We start from the raw sequence: 23,871 nt of genomic DNA, 5'->3' as shown, positions 1-23,871 counted from the left end.
AAATTCTAGTCAAGCCCATGAAAGCAAGCCCCGGCGCCACCGCCCCCGCACGCCGCAGCACGGCGCCGCAGCGCGCGGGCATACAGTCGCTCGAGGTCGGGTTTGCCCTGCTGGAAGTGCTCTCCACCTCGCCCGGCGCCCTGATGCTGCGCGACCTGGCGGCGGCGGCCGGCATGAGCGCAGCCAAGGCCCACCGCTACCTGGTGAGCTTCCAGCGGCTGGGACTGGTGGTCCAGGACCCGGCCACCACGCTGTACGACCTGGGCCCGGCGGCGCTCAAGCTGGGGCTGGCTTCCCTTTCCAGGCTGGACAGCGTGAAACTGGCCCGGCAGCGCCTGCAGCCCCTGATGGCGCAGACCGGCCAGACCCTGGCCCTGGCCGTCTGGGGCAACCAGGGACCCACGCTGGTGCACTGGGAAGAATCGCCGCGGGCGGTGACGGTCAACCTGCGGCTGGGCGACGTGATGCCGCTGCTGTCTTCGGCCACCGGCCTGTGCTTTACCGCGTTTTCATCGCCGCGCCTGCTGGCCGCCGGCAAGCCGCAGGGCCGGCTGGCGCTGCTGGTCAAGGAGGAACTGGCACGCAACCAGAAGCTGGCGCGCCAGGACGTCCCCACCACCATGGCCGGCCTGGCCGAGGTGCTGGAGGACGTGCGCCGCCGCGGCATGGCGCGCGCCGTCAATACATTGCTGCCGGGCGTGGCCGGTTTTTGCGCCCCGGTCTTCGACGCCGACGGCCACCTGGCCCTGGGCATGGTGGCGCTGGGCTCGCTGGCCACCTTTGACGCCGACTGGGACGGCGTAGTGGCCCGGCCCCTGGCGGCGGCGGCCCGGCAACTTTCCCGCGACCTGGGCTTCAAAGCGGCATGAGCACGCTGGCCGCCTCTTCCTATCCCGCGCCGCCCCGGCGCGCGCTGGCCTTGCTGGCCGTGCTGGTGCTGATCGTGCACACGCTGGTGCTGACCTTTGTGCCGGCGCACTTCGGCCTGGGGCGGGACAGCGCGCCGCTGCCCGCGCGGCCCTTTGAGACGCGCAGCATTGCGCCGCCGCCACCGGCCCCGCAGCCCGAGGCCGCGCCCGCGAGGAAAACGCCGGTGGCGGCCAGGGCAGAACCCGCGCAGGAGGACAACGAGGCCGAGCCGGTCCGGGTGCCCAAGCAGCGGCCGGCCGACTACGTGCCCGATGCGCCCACGCCCTCAGACCTGCTCGCGGAAGCAGCCGCCAGGGCCGAAGCCCCCGCCGCGAGCGCATCCGAAGCGGCGCCCGCCATCCCCGCCGAGGCACCGGTGGCCGCCATGGCCTTGCCCGCCAGCATGGTGCTCGACTACAAAATGACTGGCAGCGCCAAGGGCTTGAACTACCACGCGAACGCCGAGCTGCGCTGGCAGAACAGCGGCGACGCCTACGACGTCCTGATGCGCGTCAGCGCCCTGTTCCTCGGTTCGCGCAGCATGGCCAGCACCGGACAGCTCAGCCCCGAGGGCCTGGCACCCGCGCGTTTTTCCGACAAATCCCGAACCGAAGTGGCCGCGCATTTTGAGCCCGAGAAAAACCAGATCAGCTTCAGCGCCAACACGCCCACGCTGCCCTGGGTCAAGGGCGCACAGGACCGGGTCAGCGTGTTCATGCAGCTGGGCGGCATGCTGGCGGGCAACCCGGCCGGCTTCCCGGCGGGGTCGACGATCTCGATCTATACCGTGGGCCCGCGCGATGCCGAAACCTGGACCTTCCTGGTGGAAGCCGAGGAAAAAATCTCCCTGCCCTTCGGCGAACTGGCCGCGGTCAAGCTCACGCGCCAGCCGCGGCGCGAATTCGACCAGAAGGTGGAGATCTGGTACGCGCCCTCGCTGGGTTATCTGCCCGTGCGCAACAAGATCACCCAGTCCAATGGGGATTTCATCGACCAGCAGCTTAGCGCCCTTAGCAAAGGTTGAGGGCCCCTTTATCCCGCGCTGGGCCGCGCTAAGCCGCGTTGCGAATGCCGCACGCTGGCGCCCGCTTTATGTGCGGTTTCACACGATGTCGCGCGTCTTTACCGAACACTTGCATACCGGATGGTGCGGACTCTTGAACTTGGCCTCATCGTAGCTATCTGACGAGAAAGGACTTCACCATGCACATGCTTTACGACTCCGACTCCTTTGCCGTGCTGCAGATTCACGCGAACGCGCCGGAAGAATCCGCGCCCGCTCCCGCCATTCCCCAGCTGGCCCGCCACGGCTTTGAAATCGTGGACAAGCGCTCGGGCAAAGAGGTCTACCTGGACGGCTCCTGGGCCGAAATGTTCCAGCAACGTTTGAGCGCATGGGCACAGAACACGCCCACGCAGGAAGAAATCGAAGACACGCTGGAAAGTTATAGCGGGCTGGCAAACACGCCCATGTCGATGCACTGAGCCCACGGTTGCTCATTCCGCCGGCGGGATTTCGGCTTGCGCTGCTGAGCGCTTCTCGTAGATCCACCGGTACATGGGTTCGGCCAGCAGCAGCACGGCCGCCAGCCTGGTGACGTGAAAGGCCGTGACCACCGGCACCCCCAGTTGCAGGACCTTGGCCGTGATGGCCATTTCGGCGATGCCGCCCGGTGAGGTGCCCAGCAGCAGCGTGGCCCAGTGCAGGCTGGTGAACTGCGCCAGCGACCACGCAAACCCCGCGCACAGCGCGATCATTCCCACCGTGGCCAGCGCCACCGAACCCAGCCAGCGCGGTGCCATGTGCACAAAGCCGCTGGTAAAACGCACACCCAGGCTGATGCCTATGACCAGCTGCGCGGCATTGGTCATCCACTGCGGCAGGGCTGAGAGCGTGAAACCAAAGGCCGTCAGCAGCAGCGACACCACCAAGGCACCTATAAACCAGGGGTTGGTGCGCTCCAGCTTGAGCATGACCCAGCAGCCTGCGCCGGTCAGCACGGCCAGCAGGGCCAAGCCCGGCCACTGCACCACGCGCGCGCCCGGCAGGGTGGCGTCCAGCCCGTGCAGGCCCGCCCACTGGAAACCGAAGGGAATGACCAGCGTGACCAGCAGCACGCGCAGGCTGTGCGCCGAGGCCACCAGGTCGGTCTGCGCGCCGTGGCGCTCGGCCATCAGCGTCATTTCCGAGGCCGCGCCTATGGGCGCGGCAAAGTAGGTTGTGATGCGAGAAAGCCCTTTGACCTGCAGCGGCCCCGGCCCATGGTGCACCCGGTAAAGCCAGGCCCCAAAAGCCAGCCCCAGGGCCAATGCCCAGACAATGTTCAGCGCAATCGCCCACCACAGGCCGGCGAGCAGGGTGACGACCTGCGGCGTGAAGTACAGCCCCAGCGCGCAGCCGATCACCCATTGCCCGGTGTTGCGCAGCGGCGTCCAGCTGGCCGTCGGGCCGCCCAGCATGGAGGCCACGGCGGTCGCCAGCAGCGGGCCAATCATCCACGGTAAAGGCGTGCGCAGCCAGACGCACAGGGAGGCGGCGGCCCAGGCCATGAGCAGCGTCAGGACAACGCGCACGGGAAAAGCGCGGGCAGGGAGCGAAAAGGACGGCATGGCTTAGGGCGTGGCCGACAAAAACCGGCTGGAGGCAGTAGTATCCATCGATGCCTTATTTTGCCGCCCCTCGTCCTTTGGCATGGCTGCTGTGCACCGCCGCGATGGCCCTGGCCGCCGGCTGCGCGGGCCGGCCCGAGGCGCCCATGCTGCAGGCGCCCGGCGGCGACAGCGCGCAAACCTCGGCTCGCCTGGAAGCCGTGCTTCCGGCGGAGATTCTTATCCTCGGCGAACAGCACGATGCGGCCGAACACCAGCAGATCCAGCAGCAGGTCGTCGCCCTGCTGGCGGCGCGCGGCACATTGGCCGCGCTGGCGCTGGAAATGGCCGATACCGGCGCCAGCACCTCGGCGCTCAAGCCCAGCGCCACCGAGCAGCAGGTGCGCAACGCCCTGGCCTGGAACGACAAGGGCTGGCCTTGGGCCGCCTACGGCCCCGCCGTGATGACGGCCGTGCGCGCCGGCGTGCCGGTGCTGGGCGCCAACCTGCCGCGTGCGCTGATGCCGGCCCGCATGGCCGACAGCCGGCTCGACCTGCAGTTGCCGGGCCCGGCCCTGAAGGCGCAGCAGCAATTGATGCGCAGCGGCCACTGCAACCTGCTGCCCGAGAGCCAGGTCACGCCCATGGCGCGCCTGCAGATCGCCAAGGACGTCACCATGGCCAATACCCTGGCCCAGGCCGCCTTGCCGGGAAAAACCGTGCTGCTGCTGGCCGGCAGCGGCCACGCGGACCGCCAGCTGGGCGTGCCGCAGCACCTGCCTGCCGATGTGAAGGCCAAAGCCGTCCGCCTGCGCGCCGGCGGCGCCGCGGCCAGTGACAAGGCAGAGGCTTTCGATGCGGTGTGGGAAACGCCCGCGCTGCCCGAAAAAGACTACTGCGCGGGACTGGACAAGCTAATGCCCAAGCCCTGAGCGCAGGCTTCAGCCGCGCCTGATGCTTCAGGCGTGTTTGCGGATCGCGTCGGCCACCACGTTGACGATACGGTCTATGTGCGCTTTCTCGACGATATAGGGCGGGCAGACCACGATGTTGTCGGCCGCCGGCCGCACCAGCACGCCGTGGTGAAAGCACTCCATGAAGACGTCATAAGCGCGCTTGCCGGGCGCGCCGGCCACGGGCGCCAGTTCCACCGCGCCGGCCAGGCCCAAGGCGCGGATGCCGATCACATTGGGCAGGCCCTTGAGGCCGCTGTGCATGGCATCGCCCAGCACCTTGCCCATTTGCCCGGCGCGCTCGTAGAGCTTTTCTTCCTTGAACAGGTTGAGCGTCGCGATCGCCGCCGCGCAGGCCACCGGGTGGCCCGAATAGGTGTAGCCGTGGAAAAACTCGATGGCATGCTCGGGCGCACCGCTGTTGGCGTTCATCATGCCGTCGTAAATGCGGTCCGAGCAGATCACGCCGCCCAGCGGGATCACGCCGTTGGTCACGCACTTGGCGAAATTCAGCATGTCGGGCACCACGCCGTAGTAGTCGGCGCCGAAGCCGGTGCCCAGGCGGCCGAAGCCGGTGATGACCTCATCAAAAATCAGCAGGATGCCGTGCTTGTCGCAGATCTCGCGCAGGCGCTTGAGGTAGCCCTTGGGCGGCAGATACCAGCCGGCGCTGCCGGCCACCGGCTCCACGATGACGGCGGCCACATTGCTGGGGTCGTGCAGCGGCAGGATGCGGTTTTCGAGTTCCAGCAGCAGGTCTTCTTCCCACACGGGTTCGGCGCCGTTGATATAGGCGTGCTTGACCGGGTCGTGGATGAAGCGCATGTGGTCCACGCGCGGCAGCAGGGCGGCGCCGTAGACCTTGCGGTTGGCCGGAATGCCGCCCACGCTCATGCCGCCAAAGCCGACGCCGTGGTAGCCCTTTTCACGGCCTATGAAGATGTTGCGGTGGCCTTCGCCGCGCGCGCGGTGGTAGGCCAGCGCGACCTTGAGCGAGGTGTCGGCCGCCTCCGAGCCCGAGTTGCAGAACAGCACCTTGTTGAGGTCGCCGGGCGCCATGCCCGCGATGACTTCGGCAGCCTTGAAGGCCTGGTCGTTGCTGGCCTGGAAGGCGGTCGCGTAGTCCAGCGTGTCCAGCTGCTTCTTGATGGCGTCGTTGATGGGTTTGCGGTTGTGGCCGGCGCCGACGCACCACAGGCTGGAGATCCCGTCTATGACCTGGCGGCCGTCGTGCGTGGTGAAGTGCATGCCGTCGGCGGCCACGAACACACGCGGGTCCTTCTTGAAGCTGCGGTTGGGCGTGAAAGGGAGCCAGTGGTGCTCCATGTTGAAGTCCTGATAGGCCATGGCGTGTTTCCTGCGTCTGAAAAGGGGGTGTTCCGGCATTCTGGCACTTCCGGGCGGGTACCGGCCTCACCTGCGACAATTCATCCCCTATGAATCACGCTTATATCCTCACCCTGTCCTGCCCGGACCGTATGGGCATTGTTCATGCCGTGTCCGGCTTCCTGCTGGACAACGGCGGCAATATCGAAGAAGCCGCGCAGTACAACGACCACGACACGGGCCTGTTTTTCATGCGGGTGCAGTTCGCCTGCGACAGGCTGAGCCATGAGGAGCTCTCCGGCCAGCTCAAGGCCTTTGCCCAGCCCTTCGGCATGAGCTGGAAGCTGCATGCCACCACCCAGCCCATGCGCACCGTCATCATGGTCAGCAAGGAAGGCCACTGCCTCAACGACCTGCTGTTTCGCTGCAAATCGGGCCTCTTGCCGGTCGACGTGCGCGCCATCGTCTCCAACCACCGCGAGTTCTACCAGCTGGCGGCCAGCTACAACATTCCTTTCCACCACATCCCCGTCACGGCGGCCACCAAGGCCCAGGCCGAGGCAAAGCAGCTGGAAATCATCGAGTCCGAAGGCGCCGAACTCGTGGTGCTGGCGCGCTACATGCAGGTGCTCTCCAACGAGCTGTGCCAGAAGCTCTCGGGCCGCGCCATCAACATCCACCACTCCTTCCTGCCCAGCTTCAAGGGCGCCAAGCCTTACTACCAGGCGCATGACCGCGGCGTGAAGCTGATAGGCGCGACCGCCCACTATGTGACGGCCGACCTCGACGAAGGCCCCATCATCGAGCAGGACGTGGCACGCGCCGACCACAGCAAGACCGTGGAAGACCTGACCGCCATGGGCCGCGACACCGAAAGCCAGGTGCTGGCCCGCGCCGTCAAATGGCACAGCGAGCATCGCGTGCTGCTCAACGGCCACAAGACCGTCATCTTCAAGTAAGCCCACAGCTCACGCCCCATGACAACGCGATTGCGGCGCCTCCTGTTCAGCAGCGTGCTGCTGTGCCTTTGCCTGGGCACGGCGCACGCCGACAAACTCGACGATGACTTGCAAACGGTTTGGGAAAGCTTGTGGGACGAGCGAGGCACGCCGTGGCAGCTGATGCGCTGGGAGCACCAGGTCCGGTATCGCATCTTTGGCGCCGACGCGCCCCGACACCGGGAACACATCATTCGCGCCCTGGAAGCCGCCGGCCAGGCAACGCGCTTGCGAATGATCAATGTTTCGGACGATGCCGATGGAGAAAAAACCGCCGCATTGCAGATTGAAGTGGCCGATGACAACGACCCAGGCCTGCCGGACCATCAAGCGTGCTTTATGCGCCCTCTCCAGTGGACGAATCGTATCTTCAGCAAAGTGCAGATCAGAATGCGATCCCGGTCCACATGGGGCTGCACCTTTCATGAAGTCATGCATGCCATGGGCATACCAGGCCATCCATCCGGCAAAACCGTCTTGAGCTATTTTCCCTACCGCCGCGACACCTTGATGGATCTGGACAAACTGATGCTGGCCGCGTGGTACTCCCCGGCAATGCCACGTGAGGCCACTCCCTTTGAGGCATTGGCGGTGCTCAGCGAAGCGGTGGCGCGGCAAGCCGATCTCGGCCTGCCGCCAGAGGACGCGCAAAAGAAGGCAGCGGCCTTTACCCTCGCCATCTTCAAGGAAATGGAAGCCTTCGCCTCGGGTCAAGGCGACATCCCCACCATCATCAAACGCTCAGGCAAAGCCAGCGGCACGCATATGGACACTGCCCGGCAGCAAATTGGCCTTTTTGTCGGCCGGGCCTACCTGCAGGGAACCATCGTTGCCAAAGACACGTCCCTGGCCGCGCAATGGTTCAAGCGAACGGCTGAGCAAGGGTATGCCCCTGCGCAGATCATGTGGGGCCTGACCCTGGCTCGCGGAACAGGCGTTGAGAGAGACCCGCAAGCTGCCTGTACGTGGTACACCCGGGCGGCTCCGTCGTACAGCACCATGAAAAAAACCGAGCTGCGCAGGCTTGAACTCACCCTGTGTCCCCCACGCATTGAGCCGGAGATCGCCCAGACCTCCCCGTCGCAATAGGAGGCTGAATCATGAGCAGAATCCCGCCCATTCAATGCCTTCTGACGTTTGAAGCGCTGGCACGCCTGCGCAGCGTGACGCAGGCGGCCGAGGAGTTGTGCGTCACGCCCAGCGCGGTCAGCCACCGGGTCAAGCAGCTCGAGCAGATCATTGGCACCAAGCTCTTCGGGCGCGCCGATTTTTCACTGACCACCGAAGGCAGCGAATACCTGGCCCATGTGCGCGAAGGCCTGGCCACCTTGCAGAAATTCCCGGGCGCGGCCGGCCAGAGCAGCGCGCCCGGCAAGCGCAAGCTGCGCCTGGCGGTCACGCCGACCTTTGCGCGCTCCATCCTGATTCCGCGCCTGCGCCAGTTCACCGACGCCTATCCCGAAATCGACCTGACCCTGCAGGTGTCGATTCCGCTGCTGGACGTGGTGGCCGAGGATGCCGACCTGATCGTGCGCTTCGGCACCGGCCGCTATGCGGACCTCGAACACGTCTGCCTGAGCAAGGACGAAGTCGCGCCGCTGGCCTCGCCCGCCTTTGTGCGCGAGCACGGCCCTTTTGAAGCGGCCGAAGACCTGGAGGGCGAAAGCCTGCTGCGTTCGCCGCTGGAGCCCTGGCGCACCTGGTTTGCCGCCCATAAACTCGATTGGCCCGAGCCCGCCGACGGCTCCCAGTTCAACGACATAGGTCTGATGTGCGACGCCGCCGCGGCCGGCATGGGCATCGCGCTGATACGCCTCAAGCTGGGCGCGCCCTGGCTGGAAAACGGCTCGCTGGTGCGCCTGGGCAGCAACGCGGTGTTTGCCGGCAATGTCCCCAGCCCGCATGCGCACTACCTGTGCTGGCGCACCGGCACCATGGATCGCTGGGAATGCGCCGCTTTTGCCGACTGGCTGCGGAAAAGCCTGGGCTAGCAGTACTAGGGCCCCCAAGCGCGTGAATGGGAACGCCTCTACCCGGCGTGCAAAGCCTTAACGAGCGCTCACCCTGCCGGGGCTTTGCATCCTGTTCAAGGCCTTTTTGACTTGTAGCGCATTTTGCGTACGCCGATAGCGTTAACGCATCCCATGCGTCCGACAAGTGGTTTTGCGCTCATACCGCCATCATGCCTATGATGGGCTGGCCGTGGCACCCTACGAGGACCCGGCCAGCGGCGCATGGTCAAAAAATCAACTTGTTCAACGAGGGGAATTCTCATGAGAAAAAATCAATTAGCCGCCGGTCTGGCCGGCATCCTGCTCTCCATGCTGGCCATTTCACCCCTGGCTCACGCCGAGGGCAAAGCGGCCGGCAAATCCGTCAAACCCGGCACCTTCTGCACCATCCAGGACGCCAAGGCCTGCCAGGACGCGGTCACGCCCGCGCAAATCCTGTCGCGCTTCAAGGCCGGCAATACGCGCTTTGTCTCGGGCAAGCCGCGCCACCAGAACTACCTCAAGGAAATGAAGGCCACGGCGGACGGCCAGTTCCCGCTGGCCAGCGTGGTGTCCTGCATAGACTCGCGCGCACCGGCCGAAATCGTGTTCGACCAGGGCATAGGCGACCTTTTCAATGCGCGCGTGGCCGGCAACATCGTCAACGAAGACATCCTGGGCAGCCTGGAATTCGCGCACAAGGTCGTGGGCGCCAAACTGCTGGTGGTGATGGGCCACACCAGTTGCGGCGCCATCAAGGGCGCGTGTGACGATGCCCAGTTGGGCAACCTGACCGGCCTGATCGGCAAGATCAAACCGGCCGCAAATCTGGTCTCCGCCGACGTCAAGGACCGCACCTCCAAAAACTACGCCTTTGTCGAGATGGTGGCCGAGAGCAATGTACGCCTCACGGTCGAGACCATCCGAGAAAAGAGCCCCATCCTGCGCGAGATGGAACAAAAGGGCGAGATCATGATCGTGGGCGCCATGTACGACGTGAAGACCGGCAAGGTGAAGTTCTACGACACGCCGGGCGCCAGCAAGGCACCGGGCACGAAGTCCTGAGAACCTCTTGAAGGGCTGAACGGGTTCCTGGCTCAGCGCCAGTTCACCGTCGCCTTGATGCTGCAGGCGCCCATCCCGCTGCCCGGCGCAGCCGGCATGGGCGGGGCGTTGGACCGCCTCAAGCTGAGGCACTTCACAGCCGTAACTGAATGTTAGACTCGCGCGATTCCAACAAATAAGCCGGGGGGAATTGATGCGGATTTTTCGACTGCTTGTCATTGCTGTCGCCATTTTTCTGACCGGCTGTGCGGCCACTGGCCCCCGTTATGCCGAAGTCGAGGCCAGCTTCCCTACCCTGCGCCCGGGTGACGGGCGTCTGGTGGTCTACCGCTCAGGCGGTCTCGGGCCGGTAGTCCAGCCGGACATCAAACTCAATGGCGAAGTTGTCGGCAAGTCTCAACCCGACGGTTTTTTCTTTGTTGACCGCGCGGCAGGCAAATACACGGTCAGTGCCCGCACTGAAATCGAGACGAGCCTGGACGTTGACCTGGAGGACGGTCGCACGACCTATGTGCAGACCGGCATCACGATGGGCCTCTTTGTGGGTCACCCCGTTTTCGGCCTTCAAAGCGAAAGCACGGCCGTAAAACACCTGCCTCACCTGGCTTATACCGGCGCAATTCCGCTCGCGCCCGGCGCACCGCGCGCCCTTGCCGCGAACAACACCACGGCGCGCAGCACCAATGAACGAACCCGCGCACCCAGTCCCGTGACGCTCGACGACCTCAACGGCCTGTTGCCAGTCGCACCGCGCCCCGGCGCCGTGAACGACACCGCAGGGCGCAGCACCCAAGAACGAAACCGCGCATCCGGCCCAGCGACGCTCGACGACCTGAGCGGCCTGTTACCTCCAGCACGATAAACCGAACGCTCAATAAGGCGCACAGTGATATTTCAGTTCATGCTTCGCGGCATAGGCCTGTTTCTGGTTGGCTGCAATGTTCTTGCCCAAAATGCAACACCGAGCGCGGAACAGCTCTTTGAGCGCCTGTCACCCAGTATCTGGGTCGTCAAGACCTTTGATGATGCGGGAAGGCCGATCGCTTCAGGCAGCGCGGTTGTCATTCGAGCCGGCTCGCTCATCACAAACTGCCATGTGCTGGCCAAGGCGCGCAAGGTTTCGGTGACACGCGACAACGTCGCTTACGGCGCCACCCTCGAACACGCAGACACCGCGCGCGACCTGTGCCAGCTCAAGGTGGCCAATTTCAACGCGCCGCCGGTCACCATAGCCTCCACGGAAACGCTGAAAATCGGCGCCCGGGTCTATGCCATCGGCAATCCACGCGGGCTGGAAATGACGATCAGCGATGGTCTTCTGTCCGGCATCCGCCGTGCCGACAACGATGAGTTCGTCGCGCTGCAAATCACGGTTCCCATTTCGCCGGGTTCCAGCGGCGGTGGCCTTTTCGACGCGCAAGGCCGTCTGATTGGCATCACCACCTTTATCTTGCGCGATGCGCAAAACCTGAATTTCGCCGTGCCGGCCGCCTGGATTGCCGAGGTACCCGCGCGCTCGGCGGCAGCGCTGGCTGCGCGCAGTGAGCGCAGCAAACCTACTGCGGCCACCCAGGCAGGAAATGCGCAAGTTTTCGAGTACCGGCTGCGTGATCGAACCACCGGATTGACACAGAACATCAGGTACCGGCTGGACCGCATGGATGGAGACCAACTGATCTTCAACCAGGGAAGCCGGGTGGAGCGGGCCGGCGGCGAGGTTGTCACGCTCACCAGCGCCATTGCCGGGGAGTATGAGTTAGCCATGCCGCCGGGCGGTTGGATCACCAAGACACCGGAACGCGGGCAGACATGGCAGCTTCAGTACGAAACCAAGATGCAAAACCAGCGAATCGGAATGAACGTCACGGCCCGCGCAACCGATGAATCGACCATGCGCATTGGCGAGCGCGAGTTTCGCATCATGCGGGTCGAATTCACCGGGTTTACAGAACGGGGAACTTTTGCCAAGACTAACGCGGTATACGCCGCCAATGCATGGTACGCGCCTGAACTTGGCCGCATAGTGCGATTTGATGCAAAAACGCGCGGCGGAAGCGGCACCAGTTTCTTTCTTGTCGACGAAGCTCTGGAACTGTTCGACATCCGCAAGGAGTGACCGAAAGCGAAATGCAGCGCATTGGCATGACGGGCCGCTGAAAAAGAAAAACCTTGGCCGAGAGGCTGAAAAAAACTGGTCCAGCAAGCGTTTTCACAAAACACCCTCATTTTCTTCACGCCGCCGACCCCAGCTTTGCATTAAAGTGCCTTCGTCACCGGCGAGAACCGGTTTTATCCCCGAAGGCCACCCATGAACGCACCCGCTGAAGCCTGGCAACAGCACCCGCTTGAACGCCGTGAACGCCAGGTCCAGGTGGTCGGCGCGCTGCAGGCCGTGCTGCCGGCCCACGCGCTGCTCTGGAACAACGAAGACACCACCCCTTACGAATGCGACGGCCTGACCGCCTACCGCCAGCGGCCGCTGGTGGTGGCCCTGCCTGAAACCTATGCGCAGGTGCAAGCCGTGCTCAGGGCCTGCCATGCGCTGGACGTGCCGGTGGTCGCGCGCGGCGCCGGCACCGGGCTTTCCGGCGGCGCCATGCCGCACAAGCTGGGTGTCACGCTCTCGCTGGCCAAATTCAACAAAATCCTCAAACTCGATGCCGCCAGCCGCACGGCCGTGGTGCAGGGCGGCGTGCGCAACCTTGCAATCTCCGAGGCGGCCGCGCCGCTGGGCCTGTATTACGCACCCGACCCTTCCAGCCAGATCGCCTGCACCATAGGCGGCAACGTCGCCGAGAACTCGGGCGGCGTGCACTGCCTCAAGTACGGCCTGACGGTGCACAACGTGCTCAAGGTCAAGGGCTTCACGATTGAAGGCGAGGAGGTCGAGTTCGGCGGCGAGGCGCTTGACGCCCCCGGCTTCGACCTGCTGAGCATCATCATCGGCAGCGAAGGCATGCTGGCCGTGACCACCGAAGTCACCGTGAAGCTGGTGCCCAAACCCCGGCTGGCGCGCTGCATCATGGCCAGCTTTGACGACCTGCGCAAGGCCGGCGACGCCGTGGCCGCGGTGATTGCCGCCGGCATCATCCCGGCCGGGCTGGAAATGATGGACAAGCCCATGACGGCTGCCGTGGAGGATTTTGTGCATGCCGGCTACGACCTCAGCGCCGAAGCGATCTTGCTGTGCGAAAGCGACGGCACGCCCGAGGAGGTCGAAGAAGAAGTCGGCCGCATGAGCGAGGTGCTGCGCCGCTGCGGCGCGACCGCCATCGCGGTGAGCCGCGACGAAGCCGAACGCCTGCGCTTCTGGAGCGGCCGCAAGAACGCCTTCCCGGCCTCGGGCCGCATCAGCCCCGACTACATGTGCATGGACTCCACGATCCCGCGCAAGCGCCTGGCCGACATCCTGCTCGCAATCGCCGGGATGGAAAAGAAGTACCAGTTGCGCTGCGCCAATGTGTTCCACGCGGGCGACGGCAATCTGCACCCCTTGATTTTGTTTGATGCCAACGACCCCGACCAGTTGCACCGCTGCGAACTCTTCGGCGCCGACATCCTGGAGACCAGCGTCGCCATGGGCGGCACGGTGACGGGCGAGCACGGCGTGGGCGTGGAAAAACTCAACTCCATGTGCGTGCAATTTTCGGCCGAGGAAAACGAGCAGATGTTCGGCGTCAAACGCGCCTTCGACAGCAAGGGCCTGCTCAACCCCGGCAAGGTGATCCCCACCTTGAACCGCTGCGCCGAGTACGGAAAAATGCTGGTGCGGGCCGGGCAGATCAAACATCCTGACTTGCCGCGGTTCTAAACAAAGGCCGGGGCACGGCCGGATCGGGATCACGTAGACTGCGCAAAAAAACCCGAGGCAAGGTCATGCACACAACACGGTCCAGCGGCGCCAGCACTTCCCTCACCACACCTGGACGGCTTCTTTGCGCCCTCGCAGGCGTCTTGCTCGCATGGCTTCCGCAATCGGGGCTCTGCCAACAAGGCTCTTCATTGCCCAACCTCGAGCCCTTCGACAAGGCCGTGCTGGAGGTCATGAAGAAACACGACATCCCCGGCGCCAGCCTGGCCGTGGCCAAGGACGGCAGGCTGCTGCTTGCCAAGGGCTATGGGTATGCCGACAAGGGCAAACAGGAGGCCATGACGCCGCAAACCCTCACCCGCATGGGCAGCATCAACAAGACCTTGACGGCGGTCATGGTGCTCAAGCTTGCGGAGGACGGGAAACTGAAGCTGGACGACGCGGTGCTGCCCCTGTTCGAGAAAGCAGGGATAACGTCCAAGCCGCCCGCCGACTCACGTGCCGGGGACATCCGCATACGCCACCTGCTGCAGCATTCGGGCGGGTTTGACCGGGAGCGCTCGGGTGACCCCTTCTTCCAGCCGCGGCTCAGGGAGATTGCCCGCCGGCAAGGCGCGTCGCCCGTCAGCTGCGACGCCATCATCCGCGATTCGCTGCAGGAGAAACTGGACTTCACGCCCGGCGAGCGCTTTGCCTATTCCAACACCGGCTATTGCATGCTGGGGAGAGTGGTGGAGATCGTCAGCGGCGAGTCCTATCGGGCTTTTAGCAGCCGGGAGTTTCTGCAGCCCGTCATCGGCAAAGGCTTTCAGGCCGCCAGCAGCACCGAAAGCCGGCCCGGCGAGACCAAGTACTACCCGTTTCCCGGCGAACCGCTGCAGCGCGGCGCGCCCGGCGTCTCGAATGCGAATGTGCCCAGCCCCTACGGTTCCTATTCGGTCGAAAACATGGACGCGCTGGGCGCATGGATCGCGACGCCGACGGAGGTCCTGAAATTTTTCCTGGCGATAGACGGCACACGGGGAAAGCGCCTGCTCAACGAGGAATCGTTGCGGGCCATGCGCAGCGAACCCGTACTGGCCAAGGAAGGCAATCCGCGCGCCTTCTACGGGGCGGGCATCCATGTGGTCAGAAGCGACAAGGGCGACAACTGGTGGCACACCGGCAGCCAGCCGGGCCTGCAAACCCTGGCGCTCAGGACCCGGCAAGGTTATGCCTGGGTGGTGGCTTTCAATTCCAGGCCCGAGCATGCCGAGCGCCGCGCCTTCTTCAAGGACATAGACCAGGCGCTGTGGGGCGCGGCCAATGCGGTCAAGGAATGGCCGCAAGGAGACCTGTTTGCCAACAACCCCTAAAGGCTTGACGCGATGACGGCGCTGCGCGGATTGGCCTGGTTACTGGTTTTTCAATCGATGGGGGAACTGCTGTCGCGCGGCTTTTCCCTGCCGTTTCCGGGGCCGGTGATAGGCATGGTTTTGCTGCTCTTGGCCCTGCGTTCAGAGCTGGTGCGAGGCCCTGTGTCAGTGTGCGCAGACTTTCTGCTCTCGCACCTTTCGTTACTCTTTGTGCCCGTCGGCGTGGGGGTCATGACCCATCTTTCGCTGGTCAGCCAGTATGGCGCGCGCATTTTGCTGGCCGTGGTGGTGTCGACTTTGGCGGGTTTGGCGGTCACCGTGCTGACGCTGCATTTGCTGCGGGACCGCGGCGAAGCGAAGCCGCAGGAGCCGCCGCATGCCTAAATTTGTCGAACTCTGGGTCTACCTGTCGGCCACACCGTTGTTCGGCCTGACGGCCACGCTGGTGGTGTATGTGCTGGCGCAGGCGGTGTATGCCCGCCTGGAGCAAGCGCCCTGGGCCAACCCGGTGCTCTGGACGGTAGTCTGCCTGGCCGGCGCACTGCTGGCCACCGGCGTGCCTTATCCCACCTACTTCGCGGGCGCGCAGTTCATCCATTTCCTGCTGGGCCCCGCGGTGGTGGCGCTGGCCTGGCCGCTGTGGCTGCGCCGCGAGGAGCTGCGGCGGCGCTGGGGCCGGCTCTTGTTGGCCGCGCTGGCCGGCGGCATCGCGGCCGGCGGCTCGGCGCTGCTGATGGGCTGGGCGCTGGGCCTGCCTTCGGAAGTGACTTTGTCGCTGGTCCCCAAATCGGTCACCGCGCCCGTGGCCATGGGCATTGCCGAAAAAATAGGCGGAATTCCGGCGCTGGCGGCCGTGTTCGCGGTGATCACCGGCCTGGTGGGCGCGCTCAGCGGCAAATACCTGTTTGACGCCCTTCGTATCCCGCGCGACGCTTCTGGTTGGGCCGCGCGCGGCTTCGCATTGGGCACGGTGTCACACGGATTGGGCGCGGCGCGCGCGCTCCAGGTCAACGCCGACGCGGGCGCCTACGCCGGACTCGCGCTGGGCCTTCAGGTGGTGTTGGCCTCCGCGCTGATACCGCTAGTCTTTCGCTTCCTGTAGGCAAACGCGAAGACGCCGCATCACCTTCCTGCCGCGAACGGCGGGGAAGTGATGTGGCTTGTTCGTTGGGGCGGCTGGACCGCGCCCTTTTTTTGCTTTAAGTCTCCTACACCGCCTGCAGTCCTGGTTTCACAGCGGCCGGCTTGGCAGCGGCCAGCGCGCCAAACAGGATCTCGCCCGAAAGCTGGCCGCCTTCTTCAATCACCAGCTTGCCGTAGCGGATGATGCCCGTGACCTTGCCGGTCGAGTAAATCACCAGCTTCTGGCGCACCGTGAGGTTGCCGTTGAACTCGCCGCGGATCTCCGCCACGTCGATTTCCGCCGAGCCCTTGAAGGCGCCCTGCTCGGAGATCTGGATCACGCGCGAATCCATGGTGGCTTCCACGAGGCCTTCGACGACCAGGGTGTCGCAGTCGGTGATCTCCACGCCCTTGAGCTTGATGTTGGGCCCCACCGTGAGCTTGCTGCCGCCTTCCTTGGTCGCGGTGGTGGAAGGCGAGGCTTCGTTCACGGCTTTGGCGGCATTGTTCTGCTGGCCGGACAGCGGGGCCGAATGCAGCGTGCTGGCGGAGCCGGTGTTGCTGTAGCCGTTTCCGGGGCTGTTGCGCAGGCCCGTCGGTGTCTCGTTTTCTCGCTTGCCAAAGAACGGTGTTGCCATGTGAGTTCCTTCAAAAAAGAAGGCATGGTACGTCTGCGAAAAATTAAAAGCTTGAGCAGCATGCAAGAGAGGTAACGAAATTAATTCTTACATTCCCCCTCAGATGTCCTGGGAACAGCCTACGCGTGTAGCATGTGGCGCACCATGATTGCCGACAGCGAACCTCACGGCTTCACGCTTTTTGCCACCGCCATAGGGCAGTGCGCGCTGGTGTGGAACGAACACGGCATCGCCGCCGTGCGCCTGCCCGAGCAAACCGAAGGCCGCATGCTGTCGCGACTGCACCGGCGATTCCCGCTGCTGGAGGCCGCCGCGCCGCCGCCCGCCATGCAGCAAGCCATAGACGCCATGGTGGCCCTGTTCGAAGGCCAGGCCCGCGACCTGCGCTTTTGCGCGCTGGACCTGCGCCACGAGACGCCCTTCCACCGGCGCGTTTATGCGGCCGCGCAGGACATCCCGCCGGGCAAGACCAAGACCTATGGCGAGATCGCCACCCTGCTGGGCGAGCCCGGTGCGTCGCGCGCCGTGGGCCAGGCGCTGGGCCACAACCCTTTTCCGGTCATCGTGCCCTGCCACCGCGTGCTGGCTTCGGGCGCGCGCTCGGGCGGCTTTTCGGCGCCCGGCGGCGTGTCGACCAAGCTGCGCATGCTGCTGATCGAGGGCGCCGAGATAGGCGGCGCGCCCGGCCTGTTTGACCGTGAGCCGCCGCCTTCCTCACATTGAATTTTTTGGCTTCATACGAAACACCCACACCCATGGCCTCCACACCCAATTCCGCATCGCCATCCCTACGCCTGTACTCGGCCCGCCTCAGCATGTTCGGCGCCAAGGTGCAGATCGCCGCCATCGAAAAAGGCATAAACCTGGAGGTCGTCATGGTGCCTTTCTCGCAGGCCCAAGGCTATTCGCCCAAAGACCCCGAGGTGGTGCGCATCAACCCCAAGAAGCAGGTGCCGGTGCTGGTGCACGGCGACGTGGAGGTCTTCGACTCGACGCAGATCCTGGAATACCTTGAAGACCTCAAGCCCGAGCCGGCACTGTGGCTCACCGGCATCCACAAGCGCGCACTGGCCCGCCAGCTGGAGCACCGCTCGGACGAGGTCTACTTTCCGCACGTCATCAAACTCATGGGCCTGCAGGACAGGCTGGACGACCCGCAGGCCGTCGCGGCGCTGCAGGGCGCGCGGGATTTTTACCGCTACCTCGAAGCGCTGCTGGGCGAGCAGGACTACATGCTCGGGGAGTTTTCCAATGCCGACATCGCCCTCTACATGGCCATGGTGTTCGGCGAGCGCATGAGCGCCCCTCTCACCGCCGAAACGCCGCGGCTGCTGGCCTGGCGGGGCAGGATGAGCGCGCGCGCCTCGGTGCGGCAGGTGCTGCGGCCTATGGCCGAATACCTGCTGCACGACGGCCATGGCCGGCCTCTGCCTGCCTTTATGGCGGCCATGCTGCACGGCGACTGAGTTTCAGGCCTGCCACCAGCATGGCTGCTGCAAATGAGCCATGCAAAAAGCGCCGCTTTGGCGCAAACTGGCGGGCCCGGCCACGCCAACAACTCCAAGACGCGCAGGCCGGGTCATAAAGGAGTTCAGCATGCCCCGCCATACCCCCATAGAGCGCTACCGCAATATCGGCATCAGCGCGCACATCGACGCCGGCAAGACCACCACGACCGAGCGCATCCTGTTTTACACCGGTGTGAACTACAAGATAGGCGAGGTGCATGAGGGCACGGCCACCATGGACTGGATGGAGCAGGAGCAGGAGCGCGGCATCACCATCACCTCGGCTGCGACCACGGCTTTCTGGAAAGGCATGGCGGGCAACTATCCCGAGCACCGCATCAACATCATCGACACACCGGGCCACGTGGACTTCACCATCGAGGTGGAGCGCTCCATGCGCGTGCTCGACGGCGCCGTCATGGTCTACGACGCCGTGGGCGGCGTGCAGCCGCAGTCGGAGACCGTCTGGCGCCAGGCCAACAAGTACAAGGTGCCGCGCCTGGCCTTCGTCAACAAGATGGACCGCGTGGGCGCCGATTTTTTCCGCGTGCAGCGCCAGATCAGCGAGCGCCTCAAGGGCGTGGCCGTGCCGGTGCAGATCCCGGTGGGCGCGGAAGAGCACTTCCAGGGCGTGGTGGACCTCGTCAAGATGAAGGCCATCATCTGGGACGACACCAGCCAGGGCGTGCACTTCGAGTACGGCGACATTCCGGCAGAGCTGCTGGAAACCGCCAATGAATGGCGCACCAAAATGATTGAGGCTGCCGCCGAGGCCAATGACGAGCTGCTCAACAAATACCTGGCGGGCGAGCCCCTGAGCGAGGATGAAATCAAACAAGGCCTGCGCCAGCGCACCATCGCCAACGAGATCGTGCCCATGCTCTGCGGCAGCGCCTTCAAGAACAAGGGCGTGCAGGCCATGCTGGACGCGGTGATCGACTACATGCCTTCGCCAGTGGACGTGCCCGCCATCCTGGGCCACACCGAGGATGACGTGGGCGAGGCCGAGCGCCACCCGAACGACGACGAGCCCTTCTCGGCGCTGGCCTTCAAGATCATGACCGACCCTTACGTCGGGCAGCTGATTTTCTTTCGCGTGTATTCGGGCGTGGTCAAAGCCGGCGATACGGTCTACAACCCCGTCAAGGGCAAGCGCGAGCGGCTGGGCCGCATCCTGCAAATGCACGCCAATGAACGCAACGAGGTCAAGGAAGTGCGCGCGGGCGACATCGCCGCGGCCGTGGGCTTGAAGGACGCGACCACCGGCGACACCCTGTGCGACCCGGCCCACGTGATCATCCTTGAGAAGATGGTGTTCCCCGAACCGGTGATCTCGCAGGCGGTGGAACCCAAGACCCAGGCCGACCAGGAAAAAATGGGCATCGCGCTGAACCGCCTGGCGCAGGAGGACCCGTCCTTCCGTGTGCACACCGACGAGGAGTCGGGCCAGACCATCATCTCGGGCATGGGCGAGCTGCACCTGGAAATTCTGGTGGACCGCATGAAGCGCGAGTTCAGCGTCGAGGCCAATGTCGGCAAGCCGCAGGTGGCTTACCGCGAAACCATCAGGCAGGCGGTGAACGACGTCGAGGGCAAGTTCATCAAGCAGTCGGGCGGGCGCGGCCAGTACGGCCACGCGGTCATCAACCTGGAGCCGCAGCCTTCAGGCAAGGGCTATGAGTTCGTCGACGCCATCAAGGGCGGCGTGATCCCGCGCGAGTACATTCCCGCCGTCAACAAGGGCATCCTGGAGACGCTCAAGGCCGGCGTGCTCGCGGGCTACCCGGTGGTCGACGTGAAGGCCACGCTGGTGTTCGGCTCCTACCATGACGTGGACTCCAACGAAAACGCCTTCCGCATGGCCGGCTCGCTGGCCTTCAAGGAAGCCATGCGCCGTGCCAAGCCGGTGCTACTGGAGCCGGTGATGGCGGTGGAGGTGGAAACACCCGAGGACTTCATGGGCAATGTGATGGGCGACCTCTCCTCGCGGCGCGGCATGGTGCAGGGCATGGAAGACATCGCGGGCGGCGGCGGCAAGCTGGTGCGCGCCGAGGTGCCGCTGTCGGAAATGTTCGGCTACTCCACCACCCTGCGCTCACTCACCCAGGGCCGCGCGACCTACACCATGGAATTCAAGCGTTATGCCGAAACCACGCCCGACGTGGCCGCGGCCATCATGCGCGGCAAGGGCGGTTGAGGAAGCGCCCGAAGCCGAAAGACATCTACGCCCTCAGGGTCTGTGGGCCTTCGTTGCGTATTTCTGCCGGAGTTCTACACTGAAATTCCCTTGGCTTCACTACGGAGGTTGTCATGGATACCCTCAATCGTTGGCAAGACAGGCTGGAGATTTTCGCGGGGCTCTGGCTGTGCATCGCGCCATGGGCGCTGGCGCTGCCCGCGGCGGCGGCATGGTGCTCGGTGGTCGTGGGCGTTGCCGTCATCGTCCTCGCATCGCAAGACCTTTTTCTTCCCAACCACATGGACGACTGGGCCAATGTCCTGCTGGGCATGGGCCTGATGATCTCGCCCTGGGTCTGGGGCTACAGCGGGCACGACAACGCCCTGCTCAATGCGCTGCTCATGGGCTTGCTGGTGGCACTGACCTCGGGCTGGGCCCTGGAGCGGGTGCTTTATGACAAGTTCAAGGTCTGGAGAGAACATCATCACGCGCATTGAGGCCGGGTCTTGCGCCGGCGGGCGCGGGCTCTTCTTCTGCTCTCTCTGCTGAGGGCTGCTGGCCGGGTCTCGCCCCGGCGGGCGACCTACTTTCTTTTGCTTCGCCAAAAGAAAGTAGGCAAAGAAAAGGCGACCCGCAGTCTGGGTCCCTCCGCTGCGCTTCGGGCAACCTGCGCTGCTCGACTGCGGAGGGGGTCTGGCTAAACTCGCTACGCTGCGCTTCGCTCAGACAACGCCAGCCCTTATCCCTCCTCCGTCTGCGCTGCTCGGCCCAGCCAGGACGGGGCAATCGGGAGCGGGGACAGAAGACAAAGAAACCAAGACAAATACGAACAAGGACACGCCATGGCGTGTCCTTGTTTCTTCGGGTATTCGGCTGTTTGGTATTCCTGTCCCCACCCCTTGTGGATGCGCCGAGGAGCGCAGGGCCAGACGGATCAGGGCAAAAACTTGTTTGAGCCGAAGGCGAGTTGTTTTTGACCCCGTCTGGACCGAGCACCGCAGGTTGCCCGTAGCGAAGCGTAGGGACGCAGCAACCAGGGTCGCCTTTCTTTTGCTTACTTTTCTTTGGCGAAGCAAAGAAAAGTGAGTTGCCGCCGGGCAACCCCGGCCAGCAAGCCTCAGCAGAGAAAGCAAAAAGACGAAGAGAGGAGACGGAGAGAAGGGGAAGAGCGCGTCCAGCCGGAGCAAGACCCGGCCCTCCAACCCCTGCCAAAATCCCCCAAATGCAATTCTTCAAAGACCTTAACCTCTCCGCCTTCACCGCCGGCTTTGTGGCCGTACTGGTCGGCTTCACCAGTTCGGTCGCCATCGTGTTCCAGGCCGCGCAGGCCTTCCATGCCACGCCGGCTGAAATCGCCTCGTGGATGTGGGCGCTGGGCATGGGCATGGGGCTGTGCTCGGTGATTCCCTCGCTGTGGCTCAAAAAGCCGGTGATGGTGGCCTGGTCCACGCCGGGTGCCGCGGTGCTGGCCACGGCCGGGCTGGCCGGCGGGTTTTCGATGGGGGAGGCGGTGGCGGCTTTTATGGTCAGCGCCGCGCTGATCACGCTATTCGGTATCACCGGCTGGTTTGAAAAAGCCATGAACCGGATTCCCGTGGCGATTGCGTCGGCGCTGCTGGCCGGCGTGCTGGCGCGTTTCGGCATCCAGGCTTTTTCGGCGGCGCAGACGGCCCTGCCGCTGGTGCTGCTGATGCTGGCCATCTATCTGCTCGGCAAACGCCTGTTGCCACGTTATGCCGTGGTGCTGACGCTGGTCGGCGCAGTGGTGTTTGTGGCCGCGCGCGGGCAGCTGGCCTGGTCGGAAATGGCATTTTCTTTCGCCATGCCGGTGTTCGTGATGCCGAAGTTCAGCTTCGCGGCCATCGTGAGCCTGGCGATTCCGCTGTTTGTGGTGACCATGGCCTCGCAAAACCTGCCGGGGGTGGCGGCCATTTACTCGGCGGGCTACGGGCCGGACAGCGCGGACGGCGGCATTCCGATCTCCAAAGTCATCACGCTGAGCGGCATTGCCACGCTGGTGCTGGCACCCTTCGGCGCCTTTGCGCTCAACCTGGGCGCCATCACGGCCGCCATCTGCATGGGCCGGGAAGCGCATGAGGACCCGGCCAGGCGCTACACGGCGGCGGTATCCTGCGGCGCAATGTACATCGTGATCGGCATTTTCGGCGCGGCCATCACCGGCCTGCTCACGGCCTTCCCCAAGGAGCTGGTGGTGGCCATCGCGGGGCTGGCGCTGCTGGGCTCCATAGGCAGCGGGCTGGCGGCGGCGGTGAAGGACGAATCGCACCGGGAAGCCGCACTTATCACGTTTCTTGTCACCTTGTCGGGCGTGGTAATAGCCGGTGTGGGTTCGGCCTTTTGGGGGGTGGTCGCGGGCGCGCTGGCGCTGTTTGTACAACAATACGGCCAGCAAGGCCGTGAATCCCTGTCCGCCCCGGCGCCGGACGCCCGAACCATTTCCAAACCATGAACCTTCTTTTTGTCGCCGATCCGCTTGAATCCTTCAAGATCTACAAGGACACCACCTTCGCGATGATGCGCGAGGCGCAAAAGCGCGGCCACCGCATCAGCGCCTGCCTGCCGGCCGACATGAACTGGCAGACCGGCGCCAAGGTCACGGCCCAGGTGCGCCACATCCGGCTGACAGGCGACGCCGACACCTGGTTCACGGCGGACGCGTCACGCCCCGATGGGCGCGAAGCCGTCGCCGGTTTTGACGCGGTGGTGATGCGCAAGGACCCGCCCTTCGACAGCGAGTATTTCTACAGCACCCACCTGCTGGAACAGGCCGAGCGCGAGGGCGCCAAGGTCTTCAACAAGCCGCGCGCGCTGCGCGACCATCCGGAAAAACTCGCCATCCTCGAATTCGCGCAATTCAGCGGCCCGACGCTGGTCACGCGCAGCGCGGCCGACATCAAACGTTTTCATGCCGAGCACAAGGACATCATCCTCAAGCCGCTGGACGGCATGGGCGGCATGGGCATCTTTCGTGTCAAGGAAGACGGCCTGAACCTGGGCAGCATCACCGAGACGCTGAACCGTGACGGCGCGCAAAGCGTGATGGTGCAGAAGTTCCTGCCCGAGATCGCCAAGGGCGACAAGCGCGTGCTGGTCATAGGCGGCAAGCCCGTGCCTTTCAGCCTGGCGCGCATCCCGCAAGGCAGCGAGGTGCGCGGCAACCTGGCGGCCGGCGGCCTGGGCGTGGCGCAGCCGCTGTCCAAACGCGACGTTGAAATCGCCGAGGCGCTGGGCCCGGTGCTGGCCGCGCGCGGCCTGCTGCTGGCCGGCGTCGACGTGATCGGCGACTACGTGACCGAGATCAACGTCACCAGCCCGACCTGTTTCCAGGAAATCCACGACCAGGCCGGCTTTGACGTGGCGGCCATGTTCATCGATGCGCTGGAGGCGGCGCTGAAGGCTTGACGCC

The 23,871-nt window shown here is 64.6% G+C and carries 23 protein-coding genes; 20 read left to right on the top strand and 3 right to left on the bottom strand.

The window, feature by feature from the left end; translation table 11 throughout:
* The first annotated feature begins 17 nt into the window (after nt 1–17).
* From AC1D09_RS00480 to AC1D09_RS00470, 3 genes are all read left to right on the top strand, one after another.
* The gene (locus tag AC1D09_RS00480) at nt 18–869 is read left to right on the top strand and encodes an IclR family transcriptional regulator (RefSeq protein ID WP_477661491.1); all 852 of its coding nucleotides are present in this window, start codon (nt 18–20) and stop codon (nt 867–869) included.
* Nucleotides 866–1,933 carry a DUF3108 domain-containing protein gene (locus AC1D09_RS00475; RefSeq protein ID WP_477661490.1) on the top strand — a complete coding sequence of 356 codons (1,068 nt, stop codon included), beginning with the start codon at nt 866–868 and terminating at the stop codon, nt 1,931–1,933. Before AC1D09_RS00480 ends, AC1D09_RS00475 begins: the two co-directional genes overlap by 4 nt.
* 179 nt (nt 1,934–2,112) lie before the next feature.
* Nucleotides 2,113–2,394, top strand: coding sequence for a BTH_I0359 family protein (locus AC1D09_RS00470; protein ID WP_477661489.1), 282 nt, complete (start codon nt 2,113–2,115; stop codon nt 2,392–2,394).
* Between the two features lie 12 nt (nt 2,395–2,406).
* Here AC1D09_RS00470 and AC1D09_RS00465 read toward each other — a convergent pair whose 3' ends face one another.
* Nucleotides 2,407–3,519, bottom strand: coding sequence for an AbrB family transcriptional regulator (locus tag AC1D09_RS00465; RefSeq protein ID WP_477661488.1), 1,113 nt, complete (start codon nt 3,517–3,519; stop codon nt 2,407–2,409).
* Between the two features lie 50 nt (nt 3,520–3,569).
* On the opposite strand from AC1D09_RS00465, the gene AC1D09_RS00460 reads away from it, so the two are divergent.
* On the top strand, nt 3,570–4,430 hold the full coding sequence (locus AC1D09_RS00460; protein WP_477661487.1) for a ChaN family lipoprotein: 861 nt from the start codon (nt 3,570–3,572) through the stop codon (nt 4,428–4,430).
* 27 nt (nt 4,431–4,457) lie between these two features.
* Here the strand turns inward: AC1D09_RS00460 and aptA are convergent, their stop codons facing one another.
* Nucleotides 4,458–5,798, bottom strand: a complete 1,341-nt coding sequence (gene aptA, locus AC1D09_RS00455; RefSeq protein WP_477661486.1) for an omega-aminotransferase AptA — start codon at nt 5,796–5,798, stop codon at nt 4,458–4,460.
* Between the two features lie 89 nt (nt 5,799–5,887).
* Here aptA and purU point away from each other — a divergent pair, with 89 nt between their 5' ends.
* From purU to AC1D09_RS00405, 10 genes are all read left to right on the top strand, one after another.
* Nucleotides 5,888–6,736, top strand: a complete 849-nt coding sequence (gene purU / locus AC1D09_RS00450) for a formyltetrahydrofolate deformylase (RefSeq protein WP_477661485.1) — start codon at nt 5,888–5,890, stop codon at nt 6,734–6,736.
* A gap of 18 nt (nt 6,737–6,754) precedes the next feature.
* Nucleotides 6,755–7,864 (top strand): tetratricopeptide repeat protein, encoded by a 1,110-nt coding sequence (locus tag AC1D09_RS00445; RefSeq protein WP_477661484.1) that lies wholly within the window; start codon nt 6,755–6,757, stop codon nt 7,862–7,864.
* Between the two features lie 11 nt (nt 7,865–7,875).
* Nucleotides 7,876–8,766 carry a LysR substrate-binding domain-containing protein gene (locus tag AC1D09_RS00440; RefSeq protein ID WP_477661483.1) on the top strand — a complete coding sequence of 297 codons (891 nt, stop codon included), beginning with the start codon at nt 7,876–7,878 and terminating at the stop codon, nt 8,764–8,766.
* Between the two features lie 282 nt (nt 8,767–9,048).
* The gene (locus tag AC1D09_RS00435; RefSeq protein WP_477661482.1) at nt 9,049–9,831 is read left to right on the top strand and encodes a carbonic anhydrase family protein; all 783 of its coding nucleotides are present in this window, start codon (nt 9,049–9,051) and stop codon (nt 9,829–9,831) included.
* 193 nt (nt 9,832–10,024) lie between these two features.
* A complete protein-coding gene (locus AC1D09_RS00430) occupies nt 10,025–10,693 on the top strand; it encodes a DUF2846 domain-containing protein (protein WP_477661481.1) in 669 nt (222 codons plus the stop codon).
* 39 nt (nt 10,694–10,732) lie between these two features.
* A complete protein-coding gene (locus tag AC1D09_RS00425; protein ID WP_477700893.1) occupies nt 10,733–11,947 on the top strand; it encodes a S1C family serine protease in 1,215 nt (404 codons plus the stop codon).
* A gap of 192 nt (nt 11,948–12,139) precedes the next feature.
* Nucleotides 12,140–13,642 (top strand): FAD-linked oxidase C-terminal domain-containing protein, encoded by a 1,503-nt coding sequence (locus tag AC1D09_RS00420; RefSeq protein WP_477661479.1) that lies wholly within the window; start codon nt 12,140–12,142, stop codon nt 13,640–13,642.
* A gap of 191 nt (nt 13,643–13,833) precedes the next feature.
* A complete protein-coding gene (locus tag AC1D09_RS00415; protein ID WP_477661478.1) occupies nt 13,834–14,997 on the top strand; it encodes a serine hydrolase domain-containing protein in 1,164 nt (387 codons plus the stop codon).
* Between the two features lie 12 nt (nt 14,998–15,009).
* Nucleotides 15,010–15,381, top strand: coding sequence for a CidA/LrgA family protein (locus tag AC1D09_RS00410; RefSeq protein ID WP_477661477.1), 372 nt, complete (start codon nt 15,010–15,012; stop codon nt 15,379–15,381).
* Nucleotides 15,374–16,099 carry an LrgB family protein gene (locus AC1D09_RS00405; protein ID WP_477661476.1) on the top strand — a complete coding sequence of 242 codons (726 nt, stop codon included), beginning with the start codon at nt 15,374–15,376 and terminating at the stop codon, nt 16,097–16,099. Before AC1D09_RS00410 ends, AC1D09_RS00405 begins: the two co-directional genes overlap by 8 nt.
* Before the next feature lie 106 nt (nt 16,100–16,205).
* Here the strand turns inward: AC1D09_RS00405 and AC1D09_RS00400 are convergent, their stop codons facing one another.
* Complete coding sequence (locus tag AC1D09_RS00400; protein ID WP_074579217.1) at nt 16,206–16,757, bottom strand: bactofilin family protein; 552 nt, start codon at nt 16,755–16,757, stop codon at nt 16,206–16,208.
* A gap of 132 nt (nt 16,758–16,889) precedes the next feature.
* Between AC1D09_RS00400 and AC1D09_RS00395 the strand changes: the two genes are divergently transcribed.
* The 6 genes from AC1D09_RS00395 to gshB all read left to right on the top strand — a co-directional run bounded on the left by AC1D09_RS00395 (nt 16,890) and on the right by gshB (nt 23,867).
* Nucleotides 16,890–17,480, top strand: a complete 591-nt coding sequence (locus AC1D09_RS00395) for a methylated-DNA--[protein]-cysteine S-methyltransferase (protein ID WP_477661475.1) — start codon at nt 16,890–16,892, stop codon at nt 17,478–17,480.
* Nucleotides 17,481–17,512: 32 nt separating this feature from the next.
* Complete coding sequence (locus AC1D09_RS00390; protein WP_477661474.1) at nt 17,513–18,223, top strand: glutathione S-transferase family protein; 711 nt, start codon at nt 17,513–17,515, stop codon at nt 18,221–18,223.
* A 130-nt stretch (nt 18,224–18,353) separates the two neighbouring features.
* On the top strand, nt 18,354–20,462 hold the full coding sequence (fusA, locus tag AC1D09_RS00385; protein WP_477661473.1) for an elongation factor G: 2,109 nt from the start codon (nt 18,354–18,356) through the stop codon (nt 20,460–20,462).
* Nucleotides 20,463–20,575: 113 nt separating this feature from the next.
* The gene (locus tag AC1D09_RS00380) at nt 20,576–20,941 is read left to right on the top strand and encodes an SPW repeat protein (RefSeq protein WP_477661472.1); all 366 of its coding nucleotides are present in this window, start codon (nt 20,576–20,578) and stop codon (nt 20,939–20,941) included.
* Between the two features lie 725 nt (nt 20,942–21,666).
* On the top strand, nt 21,667–22,914 hold the full coding sequence (locus AC1D09_RS00375; protein WP_477662855.1) for a benzoate/H(+) symporter BenE family transporter: 1,248 nt from the start codon (nt 21,667–21,669) through the stop codon (nt 22,912–22,914).
* Entirely contained in the window at nt 22,911–23,867 is a 957-nt protein-coding gene (gshB, locus tag AC1D09_RS00370) for a glutathione synthase (protein ID WP_477662856.1), read from the top strand. Before AC1D09_RS00375 ends, gshB begins: the two co-directional genes overlap by 4 nt.
* Nucleotides 23,868–23,871 lie beyond the last annotated feature (4 nt).

The sequence above is a fragment of the Polaromonas sp. P1_A2 genome (assembly GCF_056406895.1).
This window is presented reverse-complemented; position numbering and strand designations above follow the sequence as displayed.